Source organism: Halobacteriovorax sp. YZS-3-1, assembly GCF_047084945.1.
In the GTDB taxonomy this organism is placed as follows: Bacteria; Bdellovibrionota; Bacteriovoracia; order Bacteriovoracales; family Bacteriovoracaceae; genus Halobacteriovorax_A; species Halobacteriovorax_A vibrionivorans.
In genome coordinates, this window is sequence record NZ_JBKIYI010000001.1 from 64,907 (window position 1) to 77,306 (window position 12,400).

The following is a 12,400-nucleotide window of genomic DNA, read 5'->3' on the forward strand; positions in this document are numbered from 1 at the left end:
TAAATAAGCAAAATGTAAAAAACTAGAATTAGCTTTTTGGAATTGTTTTGATTTCATCAACTTAAAAGAAAGTTAAAACAAGCAACTTTTGCATTAGCTGATAGCAGATTAATTTGGTAGAAATAATTCTAAATACAAAAACACGGAGAGCTTATGGCGACAACATCAACTGACAAGAACAAGCAAAAAGCACTAGATCTAGCACTTTCAACTATTGAGAAGCAATTTGGTAAAGGTGCCATCATGAAACTTGATAGTGAAAACGGACCAGAGAAAGTTCCTGCAATTCCTACAAGCTGTCTAGGACTAGACCTTGCACTAGGTGTTGGTGGTGTACCTAAAGGACGTATCATTGAGATTTATGGACCTGAGTCATCAGGTAAAACAACTCTTACTCTACATATTGCTGCTGAAGCACAGAAGCAAGGTGGAACAGTTGCATTCATTGATGCTGAACACGCACTTGATACAGTATATGCTCAGAATCTAGGTGTTGATATTCCAAATACATTAATCTCTCAACCAGATAGTGGTGAGCAAGCATTAGAAATCACAGATATGCTAGTTCGCTCAGGTGCAGTTGATCTTCTAATTGTTGACTCTGTTGCGGCCCTTACTCCACGTGCAGAACTTGAAGGAGATATGGGAGATTCACACATGGGTCTTCAAGCTAGACTAATGTCTCAAGCACTAAGAAAACTAACAGGATCAATTAATCGCTCAAATACGACAGTAATCTTTATTAATCAGCTTCGTATGAAGATCGGAGTTATGTTCGGTAACCCAGAAACAACAACTGGTGGTAACGCTCTTAAATTCTACTCTTCAGTAAGACTAGATATCAGAAGAACTGGTGCTATCAAAAATGGTGATGAGGTTATTGGTAACAGAACGAAAGTAAAAGTTGTAAAAAATAAAGTTGCACCTCCATTTAAAATCGTTGAATTCGATATTATGTACGGGCAAGGTATTTCTCAAATGGGTGACCTACTAGATCTGGCCGTAGCGAATAATATCGTTGGAAAAGCAGGTGCATGGTTCTCTTACAATGATGCAAAAATTGGTCAAGGTCGTGAGAACTCGAAGCAGTACTTAGCCGACAATCCAGAGATTGCTCAAGAAATTAAAAATAAAATTCTTGTTCTACATGGACTGATTAAAGATAACTCAGTAGTTGATGAAGCAACTGGTGAGATTATTGAAGAAACTCCAGTAGAAGAGAAAAAGACTAAATCAAAGTCTAAGTCAAAAAAAGTTGTTCAATAATTAAAATATAGCCTCTTAGATTTCTATCCTACAGAATTGTAGACAGTGACCTAAGGGGCAACTTTTTAAATGACTCTAAAAGAAACCATCGAAAAGCTTCCCTTTAATAATGAAGATTATATTCTTGCAGAAGATGAAAGCAAGGCCGATTTAACTCGTTCATTTAAAAGAGCTTATCATTACTGCATCTGGTTACTTTCAAAAAGAGACTATTCCCGCTTTAAACTTTCCCGTAAATTATACGAAAAAAAGTACACTCCATATGTAGACGAACTCCTCGACTTCCTTGAAGAGGCCAAATACCTACAAGAAGAACAATATATCCGTACCCGTATCAAAACCTTCATGTACAAAGGTCAATCTAAGAGAAATATAATCAATAAGCTAAGAGCGGAAAGATTAAACGTAGAAGGTCATATCATCGAGGAAATATTCGAAGAATATCGATACACAGAAAATAATCAGCTTCGAGAATTAATCCATAAAAAGATTCGATCTAAAGGCATTGAAGCCTTGGAAGATTTTAATTTTAAACAAAAGCTGATACGCTTTCTTTTGTCAAAAGGGCATTCATACGACAAAATAAAAACAGAAATAAATTATGTCCAAAACGAGGAAAGCAATGCGCAAGATTACCCTATTTAGTACATTACTAATACTTGTAACACTCACTCTTACATCATGTCGTGTTTCAAAAACTGATAAGAATACACTTAGATTCCCACTTACAGAATCTATCTCTACAATTGACCCAGTAAACGCATATGACTCTGTTTCAATGTCAGTGGTTTATCAAGGTTATGAACAATTATATGAATACCACTATCTCAGAAAACCCTTAAAGCTAGTTCCTCTTCTTGCTGAAGATATGCCTCAAGTTTCTGAAGATGGCCTCACTTATACAATAAAGATCAAAGAAAATATCCAGTATCACGATCATCCAGCTTTTAAAAAACCAAGGTTTGTTAAAGCAGAAGACTTTATTAACCAGATTAAGCGACTAGCCTTTAGGCCATACCGTAGTAATGGTTGGTGGTTATTTGATGGCCGTGTCGTTGGCCTTAATAAATTTAGAGAAGAGGTCGGAAGTGATTTTAGTAAACTCCTCTCAACAGATGTTGAAGGATTGAAGGCATTGGATGAGCGCACTCTTCAAATCAAATTAGTAGAGCCATATCCACAAATGTTAAATGCATTGGCCATGAGTTTTACTTCGCCAATGCCAGCTGAAGCAATGAAAGAAGAAACTTTTATTGATGAACTTATTGGTACTGGCCCTTATAAATTAGATAAGTGGTTTCGCGGCTCAAAGTTATTCATGAGTCGATTCAAAAATTACCATAAGGAATTCTACCCTGGAAAAGGTGATCGCTTCGCCCACAGTAAAGAATTATTAGAAGATGCCGGGAAACGCCTTCCATTTATCGATAAAATTGAATTTCATATAATTAAAGAAGCACAAACTCGATGGTTACAATTTATGTCTGGTAATCTCGACTTCCTAAGAGTTCCAAAAGATAACTATCATTCACTAGTATCACCTAGTGGAGAGCTAACTGAAGAGTACAAAGATAAAGATATCACACTCGACATCTTCTCTTCATTCACTTACTGGTGGTTTTCTTTCAATATGAAAGACCCTATCGTAGGAACTAATAAGAATCTTCGTTTGGCCATTGCTCATGCAGTAAATATTGAAAAGTATATTAAAACATTTACTAATAATATCGGACTGAAAGCTAACTCAATTTATCCTCCAGGTATTCCAGGATACGATCCATCTCGTAAGCTTCCTTATAGTTACAATATTGAAAAAGCTAAAGAATACTTAAAAAAAGCTGGCTATCCAAATGGAAAAGGTCTTCCAACACTTGTTTACGACACGAGGGCCTCTTCAACGACTCAAAGACAAAGGGCCGAATTATTGAAACAAGATCTGGAAGCAATTGGGATAAAAATTGAAATCAAACTCAATACATTTCCTGCTTTTCTAAAAAAGGCCAAAGAGGGGAAACTCCAAATTTGGCTTGATGGTTGGACTCTCGATTATCCAGATAGTGAAAATGTTCTTCAATTACTAACAACACAAAACCAAGCACCAGGGCCAAATGTATCTAATTATTCAAATAAAGAGTTTGATAAGAAGTTTGAAAAAATAAAGGTACTCTCTGACAATGATCAAAAGTATCACTTGATGGCCGAGGTTGAAGAAATTGTCCTCGAGGACTTACCATGGGTACTTCTCTACTACTCGAGAGACTATATTGTTTATCATAACCGACTAAATAACTTCAGATATAATGATCTCGTGGTTAATAAAGTTAAATACTTAAGATTGAAATAATTAAGTTCGACATAATTCCGGGGGAATATATTTCCCCCGGTCCTTCTCCTTCCCTTCACTATCATTTTTTTCCTCTAATTTCCGAATAGTAGATCAGTATGCTTGTAAAAAAGTATATGACTGCAACAACAAAGGATAATTAGTTATGAAGACTCTTGCTCATTTCATACTTGTCGTCATTGGATTAACTCTACAAATCCAAGTCTGTGCCAATGATTATATGATCTACTCTGTTGAGCACGAATTACCAATGACCAACGATGTGTCTGAAATTCAAAAAAATTATTATGTTAATATCGGAGAGAAACAAGGTATCAAAAACGGTACTCTCTTAGACGTTTACAGAATTATTATTCTCAACGATCCTTATGATAAAGAAAGACGCTATCGTCACAAAATGAAAGTAGGTCAACTCGAAGTCATCCATCATGATGGAGATACTTCAATTGCAATTACAAAGAATTTCAATAGCGAAGAGAAGCGCCCTATACTTGAAATATCTTCATTTATGGTTGGCGACCAAGTAAGTGTGAATCTGAATTAAATGCTTTTAACGTTTGATCTCTCATGAAGGATAAAACGACGTTTTTTAACCAATTCAATTTGATCTTTAATGGCCTTTAAAGCTTTCTTTTGACGACGGATTAAGTCTTCATCTGCATTAGAAGATTCCATAAGCCTTAGAACCTTTGCGGCCATTCCATCTGCAACAGCTAACTTATTTGATATCTCATGTAAGAACTTTCTTTCTTCAAGGGCAAGTTCTAAAACTGTATTTTCATCCATATCTACTCTTTAAAAAACTTATAACTGACAATATCGCCATAAAGTATATGAGAGTCTATCCTATTCACCACAATCTTAAAAATATAATAGCCGATTGCCAAATTAACTTTTTCATCTTTAAAACTCAGCTCGATTCGTTTCAATTTATGGCCACAGCACACGCCATTGAATTTCTGTTTGAAAAACAACGCAGATGGTCTCACTCTTATGTTTTCTGTAAATATAAATATTTGATTGTTCATACCCAATTGATATGCAAAAGGACGATATTTCACAACCAACATAAGTCGCTGAAATCACGTAATGCATCGTAATAATACTTTAAATATTTTAAATATTTACGTCCAGTATCTAGACAAAAACAGCACTTTGTCCTATAAAAATAACTTAAGTCACATTTAATTTTTCGGAGTGCACAAATGGCAAGAATTACAATTGAAGACTGTTTAGAAAAAGTTGAGAACCGTTACGAGTTAGTTCACTTAGCAGCAAAGCGTGTTAAGCAATTAAGAGATGGTGCAGACCAACTTGTTAAGAGCAAAAACAAAGATGTTGTAACAGCACTTAGAGAAATTGCAGCTGGAAAAGTTAAGCATGCTCCAGTAAGTGAATACGATTCAGACGAATTTTAATTTATATTTAAATTTCATAAAAAAAAAGCCTCTCATGCGAGAGGCTTTTTTTATTTCTTAAACTTAGGTTTAAATTTTGGGAGTGCGATCTTCAATACTTCATCAAAGTGCGCTACTGGATAAAACTTCATTCCTTTTCTATGTCTTTCAGGAACTTCTTTTAAATCCTTTTCATTATCAATTGGTAAAATAATATTTGTAATCCCTGCTCTTTTTGCAGCAAGAACTTTTTCTTTAATCCCACCAACTGGAAGTACTTTACCAGTAAGAGATAACTCTCCAGTCATGGCCAAGTTACTTTTCACTTTCACATTATGAGCAAGTGTATAAAGAGCTAAGGCCATTGTTATACCAGCACTTGGTCCATCTTTTGGTGTTGCACCGGCAGGTAAGTGTAGGTGAACTTCTCTTTCAGATAAAAAGTCTTCTAACTCTTCTTCATTTTCATCGGATGCCTTTCTCTTAGGCTTCATCTTAAAAAATTCATCCATTTCATTTTGAAGAAGTTGTTTAACATAACTATAAGCTAGGTTAGCAGACTCATTCATAACATCACCAAGCTGGCCTGTTAACTTGAAACCTTTTCCATTTAAAGAAAGTGTTTCAATATAAAGAATATCACCACCATAACCTGTCCACGCAAGTCCAGTCGTCATACCTGGAGATAATTTCTTTAGGGCCTTTTCACTCTGATATCTTGCTGTTCCTAAAATATCTTCAAGTTCAGCTGGCTTAGGTGCAAATACCTTCTTTCTCTTTGCATTTACTTTTTCTAAAGCTGCACGTCGACAAAGTTTAGCAACCATTTGCTCCATAACACGAACACCAGGCTCGCGGGCATAATCTTCAATAACCTTCTTCAATGTTGCTTTACTTAAGTTGATATCTTTCTTCTCAAGTCCATGTTTCTTGATCTGCTTTGGAATTACCCACTTAGTTGCAATGGAGAGCTTCTCTTCCATTGTATAACCACTAAGCTCAATGATTTCCATACGATCCAATAATGGCTCAGGGATATCACCGATATAATTTGCAGTAGCGATAAATAAAACCTTTGATAAATCAAAAGGCACATCTAAGTAATGATCAATGAATGTATGGTTCTGCTCAGGGTCTAGAACTTCTAAAAGAGCTGACGCTGGATCACCTTGGAATGATTGTCCAAGCTTATCGATCTCATCTAGCATAATAACAGGATTATTCACTTCGACACGCTTCATCGCTTGAATTAAACGACCAGGCATTGCACCAACGTATGTACGTCTATGTCCCTTAATTTCTGCTTCATCACGCATACCACCTAAAGAGAAGCGATAAAACTTACGTCCTAATGATTCTGCAATACTTCTTCCCATTGATGTTTTACCAACACCAGGAGGACCTGCTAAGCACAGAATAGTACCATCAAATTGAGGCTTAAGCTTACGAACAGCTAAGAACTCCATGATTCTTTCTTTCGCTTTTTCTAGTCCATAGTGATCTTTTTCAAGAATCTTTTGGGCCTTTGGCATATCCACATGGTCATTTGTCGACTTTGACCATGGTAAATCAACAATCCAATTTAAATATGTACGAGTTACGTTATATTCTGGAGATGAATCAGGAATAACCTCTAATCTTTCAATCTCTTCATTAACAGACTTTAGTACATCTTCAGGAAGCTTTGCTTCGATTATTCTCTCTTTAAGTTTACTAATATCACGTGCTTTATCATCTTCTTCAAGACCTAGCTCCGCCTTAATTACTTTTAGCTGCTCTCTTAGGAAATACTCTCGTTGATACTTATTAACTTTGTCGTTAACTTCATCAGAGATTTTCTTTTGAATATCTGCAACATCTTTCTCACGTTTTAAATAAACAAGTAACTTACCAAAACGTTTCTTAACAACCAGAGTTTCTAAAAAGTCTTGAGCTTCAGGAATATCAAGAGATAAGGCAAATGCAACGAGGTCAGCAAGCGCCCCCGGTGAAGATGAGTTAATCATTGCTAACTTCATTTCTTCATTGAAGTAAGCATTTACTTCACTAAGTTTCTTTACCTGATTAATGATAGAACGAGTATATGCATCAAGTTCCTCATCCTCTTCTAAGATGTCATCAAAGACTTCATACTTAGCTCTAAGTAATGGTGACTCTTCATAAATATCTGAAGCACGATAGCGTTTGATACCATGAACCAGGACATTAACAGAACCATCAGGAAGTTTTAATCGCTTAACAACCTTACAAAGCACACCTACTTTATAGATGTCCTTTGAAGTAATTTCACGAGTATCAATTTCATCCTGAATTGTTGGATCTATTTCGCCATCATCATTTTTAAGATCATTCTTAACAAGGTTTAGAGCAAGATATCCACTTTTAATAAGATACTCATCTAACTCTGCAGTGAATTTATCTTCTGTTAAAATAATCGGTGCAATCATTCCAGGAAAGATTGGACTATTCATAATTGGGATAATCACAACATCTTCTGGAAACTTTTCCTCTCCTGAAGAGTCTTTTATTTGTACATTATATTCTTCGTATTCATTCATATTTTTTCACACCATTTATTTTTTAATATCAATAACCAGACGACCTGGATTAGTTAAGGTAAATACATCAATTGAATGTTGGCCACTAATAACGAGCTCTGCTGAAAGAGTATCATCTCCTACTGGGTAGAAATCAACTTTCTTAACAAGCTTAGATGTTCCAAAAGAGCCAACTTTCTTATCTAGTTTAGTTTTAAAGAAATCAATATAGATTTTATTTTCTTTCTCACTCTTGTAACCATATACACGAGGAGCCTCTTTCGTCTTAAAATCAAACACAAGTCTTTCATAACCTCGACTTGAACCATTTCCATGTCTAATTGATTTTAGAACAGAACTCGTATTGCTATTTGTTGAATGGAAAATTCCTTTCTTAAAGAAGATTGATCTCTTCTTTTCTGGAATTTTTCGAATTCTCTCATTTAATAGGTCTTGTGAGTTTGCCGTGTTTGAGATTGAAAAAATTGAAATTAGTAAAAGTACTTTTAAAATATTCATCATATTTACCTTCCATGGGATAACTACTTAAAATTTTACTAAATTGGTCGTGAAAAAAGAATAGTAAATTTCAGAATTAGGCTTTTGTTTTTCTTAAGTGTGCTGCACCAAGCAATCCAAAAATAATAACAAGCCAATATACAGGAATTTTATATGCGGTATTCTTTGATTTCTCTTCATTGATTGAGGCGATTCGACGGCCTGACTTTTTATTCTTATAAATATCCTTATCAGAACCAAGCCCTTCTAAACTCTCTCCAAAGACTGTACTTACCCATAAACTGAAGGTGCTTAAAGAGTTTGCACCAAATGTATCATTTGCTGGAAACGCCTGTGAGACAACCTCTTCCTCACCTTCTCGCCCTATGACAGTATAGACACCGAGGCGATCATAAAAAGGATAGAACTCTTGCTCACCTTTTACGAGAAGAACTATATAACGACGACCTTTTACAAATCGAGGCATATTTTCATTTGGATAGTTGATTCCTTGCCACTGGCCACCATTGTAGACAAAATTAAAAGAATTCTTACTCAATTGTTTTCTATTTCCAAGCCCAACAGACTTTTCAAGCTTGAATGTGACATTGGTAACAATTTTTCCATTATTTAGCTTTTTCACGTAGCTATCTTGATAAACGCCCATGATAATGGCATTTGATTCAGATAGTTGTTTACTTAAAGGAATTTCAAATAACTCTGCACCATATGATGTCAGAGAAAAGATAGTAAGAAATAGAGTCACAAAGGCCTTTATCATACCAATCTTATCGGTTATTAAGCCTAATACTTTAACCTTTTAATCAAGCTTTATCTGGTTGAAATTACTGAAGATTTCGTGGTTATCTAAAATAATTAATGTATTTCCTTGATCTGTAAGTCCTTGAAGAAGTTCACAAATAGAAGTTAGCTCATTCATTGATAAACCATATGAAATATTTGTTAGTACGATAATCGAATCACTAACCTTCTTATCAATGGCCTTTAATAGCTTCACTCTTAAACGTTCACCACCTGATAGCGAGGGTATTGTTCGATCTAATGTTAGATAATCAAGATTTAGTAATTTCAAATAACCAAGTGTTCTTTTTATTTTTGGTGTAGCTGGTATTGTCTCAAATAAAGTTGATACAGGAGTTTCACTCGCTTCAATGATTGTATATTTACCATCTGTAATTGAGGCGTAAAACTTCTTTAAACCAGTTCCACCACACTCATCACAAGGAAAGCTCACATCTTCAAGATATTGCATATCAATCTCTTGAACACCTTTTCCTTCACAAACACTACATTGACCAAGTTTAGAATTCTTAGAAAAATGCCCTTTTTCTAGACCTAAGGACTTTGAAACAGGAAGTTTAGTGAAATAGTTTCGAACATTACCAGTTAAATCTAATGTCGTTCCTACCGTTGAGCGACTTGTAGATTTTTCAATTCGAGTTTCATAGATATGAATATCTTGAACTTCATTTGTGATATCAATTGAACCGATCTCATAATCAGTCTCAAAATTATATTTTTCTTTAAATAACTCTTCGTTTAATTCATTAAATAGTGCATTTATAATTAGTCTTTTATCGAAAGATTCAACATTCGTTAAAACCTGATTGATTGTGCCTAATTTGAATTCTATCTTTTTATACTTTTTGTCCTCAAACTCAATATCTTTAAAAGTAAGCTTTCCACTCGGTTTCGTCTTCTTTAAGATTAATTCTTTTTGTTTCTTTGATTTACCTTTAATCTCTACAACTTCACCGCCAAGGTGCCCTGCTCCTGGACCAATATGAATCGTCTTATCACTTCCATTTTGTAAATAAGTACTATGTTCAACCATTACTACAGTATTATTTCTTGAAAGATTTTTTAGATATTTTAAGAGAACTTTTTGTTCTTCAATAGTCATCCCAAGACTCGGCTCGTCAAGTACAAATAAAGAACCACTTCCTTTAAAACTTAAGTAACGAACGAGTAATGATTTTTGATATTCACTTGTTTCTAATGACTTTAATTTTGTCATTAAGGGAAAATCCCCCAGACCTAATTCAACTGCAACGGCCAATTTATCTTTAACTTTTTTAATAATATTATTTTCATCAAGATGTTTTAATTCGATTAATAATCCCTCGACTGTAAGAGATAATAAATCACCATAAGTAGATATATTCTCAACTTGTCCACAGTGGGCCATTGCACTTTGAGAAAGTCTTCTCCCATAACAAATATGACAGACTTTTTCACTTTGCATCTTTCGAAGAAAAATTCTAGCAGATCGCTTATAACGTTTTTCCTCTAAAGCATAAAGAAAGTTTAGAACGCCATAGAATCTTCCACCACCATTTAGAAGAAGATCTTCAACCTGATCACTTACATCACAATAACGTTCATTATCACTAACACCAAGCTTCTTTATTTCAGTTATAAAAGTCTTGTAGTAGGCACTATATTTAGAATAATCTAAGAAAGTAATTGCACCGTCTTTTATCTTCTTTTTGGGATACTTTACAATTTTATTAACATCATAACTTAGTGTAGATCCATAGCCCTTACATTCAGTACAGGCCCCTATTCCGTTGTAAGGAAGGAGATCACTAATCTGTCTTGCACTCTGTAATCCCTCTTCATCACATTTTGGGCAAAACTCTTTTGCGTTTAAGCTGAAGTGATGTAATTGATCATCTCCAGTGAAGTATACACTTAATTGCATAACTGCCGAGTTCTTAATAAGCTCAAGCCATTTCTTTTTAAAATTCGATATTTTATTGGGCTTAAGACGAAAGATTTCCCATTGGGCATCCTCTTCATTAAATTCACGAATTAACTGCTCATTAGAATTAAAACTTCTAGCAGGCATTCCTGATATACATTCTTGATAATGATCCTTACCGATAAGGATATGTAAGACTTTTGTCTTATCTGAAATTATTGATTCAATCTCTCGTATTGCTAAATCTAGCCCATCAATAAATTCTTCATTATGAATTAAACACTTTGAAGATTGTTGATCAAAATATAGTTGTGCTAGTTCGTAGCTGATTTCAAGTTGATCGGCCAAGTTGAGTCTTGAACCCACGATAGGATTATTTTGAGCAAGACTCCACACTGGCAATACTGGCTCAATTAAATCGACTTCAGCACTTGTTGGAACTCTTTCAAAAAAGTTCATTGAAGATGGCATTGAATTTAAAAATCGTCTTTTAGACTCATTGGCCAGCGTATTGAATACAAGTGATGATTTTCCTGAGCCAGAAACACCTGATACACAAGTAATCTTATTAATAGGAAACTCGACATCTATATTTTTAAGATTATTTGTACGTACACCTTTGAGTTTAATTGATTTTGCCATATGGACTTATAGCATATTTGAGTTCTTTTTGAATATTATACAGTTAACTATAAAAAAGAAAGGCCCTCTGAATAAGAGGGCCTTCTGTATATTCGAAAATTTGTAAGATAAATCTTAACGCTTCGAGAATTGGTACTTTGCTCTTGCACCTTTCTGACCAGCTTTTTGTCTTTCAACTTTTCTTGGATCTCTTGTAAGAAATCCTGCTGATTTAAGCTCGCCTCTAAGCTCTGCATCAATCTTAAGGATTGCTCTTGCAATACCAAGACGAACAGCACCGGCTTGACCAGTAGTTCCACCACCAGTTACGTTAATTTTAACATCATACTTATCTGCAAGTTTAAGTAGGTTTAGTGGTTGATTAACAACATATCTGTCAGTACCTTTTGTGAAGTACTCTTTGATATCTCTATTATTAACAACAACTTTACCAGTCCCTGCAGCCATATAAACTCTAGCAACTGAAGATTTTCTTCTACCAACTGCTTGTGAATCCCAAGTTTTTCCTTTAGCCATAATAATAACCTCTTACTAGAATTTGTATTCTACTGGGTTTTGAGCGCTATGTGCGTGCTCAGATCCAGCAAAAACCTTAAGTTTTGTTAGTTGTTTTCTACCAAGTGAGTTCTTTGGAAGCATACCTTTAACAGCGTTCATAAGAATCGCTTCTGGTTTTCTTTCAAGTTGCTCTTTAGCAGTTCTTTCTCTAAGTCCACCAGCATAACCTGTATGTCTGTAGTAAACTTTATCGTTCCACTTATTCCCAGTAAATTTAACTTTTTCTGCGTTGATAACAACAACAAAATCACCAGAATCTGTATGAGGAGTGTACTTCGGTGAGTTCTTCCCTCTTAATACATTAGCGATTTCAGTTGCTAAACGTCCAACTACCTTATCAGTAGCATCAATTAAGTGCCATTTTTTGTCAGCATCTGCTGGCTTTAACACAAATGATTTCTCAGTGTACATAGTAACCTTCCACTTTAATAAT

Annotated in this window: 12 protein-coding genes; 5 read left to right on the forward strand and 7 right to left on the reverse strand. The window is 34.8% G+C overall.

All coding sequences use genetic code 11. From position 1 onward, the window contains the following. Positions 1-153 precede the first annotated feature (153 nt). The 4 genes from recA (at position 154) to ACMAZI_RS00365 (ending at position 4,154) form a co-directional block, all read left to right on the forward strand. A complete protein-coding gene (gene recA, locus ACMAZI_RS00350) occupies positions 154-1,266 on the forward strand; it encodes a recombinase RecA (RefSeq protein WP_114706159.1) in 1,113 nt (370 codons plus the stop codon). A gap of 69 nt (positions 1,267-1,335) precedes the next feature. After that, positions 1,336-1,911 carry a regulatory protein RecX gene (locus ACMAZI_RS00355; protein ID WP_334677725.1) on the forward strand — a complete coding sequence of 192 codons (576 nt, stop codon included), beginning with the start codon at positions 1,336-1,338 and terminating at the stop codon, positions 1,909-1,911. Further along, on the forward strand, positions 1,889-3,610 hold the full coding sequence (locus ACMAZI_RS00360) for an ABC transporter substrate-binding protein (protein ID WP_334677727.1): 1,722 nt from the start codon (positions 1,889-1,891) through the stop codon (positions 3,608-3,610). Before ACMAZI_RS00355 ends, ACMAZI_RS00360 begins: the two co-directional genes overlap by 23 nt. Before the next feature lie 145 nt (positions 3,611-3,755). Further along, the gene (locus tag ACMAZI_RS00365; protein ID WP_114706156.1) at positions 3,756-4,154 is read left to right on the forward strand and encodes a hypothetical protein; all 399 of its coding nucleotides are present in this window, start codon (positions 3,756-3,758) and stop codon (positions 4,152-4,154) included. On the opposite strand, the gene ACMAZI_RS00370 is transcribed toward ACMAZI_RS00365, so the two are convergent. Further along, entirely contained in the window at positions 4,151-4,396 is a 246-nt protein-coding gene (locus ACMAZI_RS00370; RefSeq protein WP_120404052.1) for a hypothetical protein, read from the reverse strand. The two genes, ACMAZI_RS00365 and ACMAZI_RS00370, sit on opposite strands and share 4 nt — an antisense overlap. 419 nt (positions 4,397-4,815) lie before the next feature. Between ACMAZI_RS00370 and rpoZ the strand changes: the two genes are divergently transcribed. Continuing rightward, positions 4,816-5,028 (forward strand): DNA-directed RNA polymerase subunit omega, encoded by a 213-nt coding sequence (rpoZ, locus tag ACMAZI_RS00375; protein ID WP_021267614.1) that lies wholly within the window; start codon positions 4,816-4,818, stop codon positions 5,026-5,028. A 50-nt stretch (positions 5,029-5,078) separates the two neighbouring features. Here the strand turns inward: rpoZ and lon are convergent, their stop codons facing one another. The 6 genes from lon to rplM form a co-directional block, all read right to left on the reverse strand. Then, entirely contained in the window at positions 5,079-7,565 is a 2,487-nt protein-coding gene (gene lon / locus ACMAZI_RS00380; protein ID WP_120404050.1) for an endopeptidase La, read from the reverse strand. Positions 7,566-7,580: 15 nt separating this feature from the next. Next, positions 7,581-8,066 carry a hypothetical protein gene (locus ACMAZI_RS00385; protein WP_114706152.1) on the reverse strand — a complete coding sequence of 162 codons (486 nt, stop codon included), beginning with the start codon at positions 8,064-8,066 and terminating at the stop codon, positions 7,581-7,583. A gap of 73 nt (positions 8,067-8,139) precedes the next feature. Continuing rightward, positions 8,140-8,823 (reverse strand): hypothetical protein, encoded by a 684-nt coding sequence (locus tag ACMAZI_RS00390; RefSeq protein ID WP_114706151.1) that lies wholly within the window; start codon positions 8,821-8,823, stop codon positions 8,140-8,142. A gap of 39 nt (positions 8,824-8,862) precedes the next feature. Then, complete coding sequence (locus ACMAZI_RS00395; protein ID WP_412474003.1) at positions 8,863-11,409, reverse strand: hypothetical protein; 2,547 nt, start codon at positions 11,407-11,409, stop codon at positions 8,863-8,865. Positions 11,410-11,523: 114 nt separating this feature from the next. Then, on the reverse strand, positions 11,524-11,925 hold the full coding sequence (gene rpsI / locus ACMAZI_RS00400; protein WP_114706149.1) for a 30S ribosomal protein S9: 402 nt from the start codon (positions 11,923-11,925) through the stop codon (positions 11,524-11,526). 15 nt (positions 11,926-11,940) lie between these two features. Further along, the gene (gene rplM, locus ACMAZI_RS00405; protein WP_114706148.1) at positions 11,941-12,378 is read right to left on the reverse strand and encodes a 50S ribosomal protein L13; all 438 of its coding nucleotides are present in this window, start codon (positions 12,376-12,378) and stop codon (positions 11,941-11,943) included. Positions 12,379-12,400: the final 22 nt, after the last annotated feature.

Coding starts and splice junctions, on each gene's coding strand:
- recA (WP_114706159.1), top strand. CDS start 154: ATGGCGACAACATCAACTGACAAGAACAAGCAAAAAGCACTAGATCTA.
- ACMAZI_RS00355 (WP_334677725.1), top strand. CDS start 1,336: ATGACTCTAAAAGAAACCATCGAAAAGCTTCCCTTTAATAATGAAGAT.
- ACMAZI_RS00360 (WP_334677727.1), top strand. CDS start 1,889: ATGCGCAAGATTACCCTATTTAGTACATTACTAATACTTGTAACACTC.
- ACMAZI_RS00365 (WP_114706156.1), top strand. CDS start 3,756: ATGAAGACTCTTGCTCATTTCATACTTGTCGTCATTGGATTAACTCTA.
- ACMAZI_RS00370 (WP_120404052.1), bottom strand. CDS start 4,396: ATGGATGAAAATACAGTTTTAGAACTTGCCCTTGAAGAAAGAAAGTTC.
- rpoZ (WP_021267614.1), top strand. CDS start 4,816: ATGGCAAGAATTACAATTGAAGACTGTTTAGAAAAAGTTGAGAACCGT.
- lon (WP_120404050.1), bottom strand. CDS start 7,565: ATGAATGAATACGAAGAATATAATGTACAAATAAAAGACTCTTCAGGA.
- ACMAZI_RS00385 (WP_114706152.1), bottom strand. CDS start 8,066: ATGATGAATATTTTAAAAGTACTTTTACTAATTTCAATTTTTTCAATC.
- ACMAZI_RS00390 (WP_114706151.1), bottom strand. CDS start 8,823: ATGATAAAGGCCTTTGTGACTCTATTTCTTACTATCTTTTCTCTGACA.
- ACMAZI_RS00395 (WP_412474003.1), bottom strand. CDS start 11,409: ATGGCAAAATCAATTAAACTCAAAGGTGTACGTACAAATAATCTTAAA.
- rpsI (WP_114706149.1), bottom strand. CDS start 11,925: ATGGCTAAAGGAAAAACTTGGGATTCACAAGCAGTTGGTAGAAGAAAA.
- rplM (WP_114706148.1), bottom strand. CDS start 12,378: ATGTACACTGAGAAATCATTTGTGTTAAAGCCAGCAGATGCTGACAAA.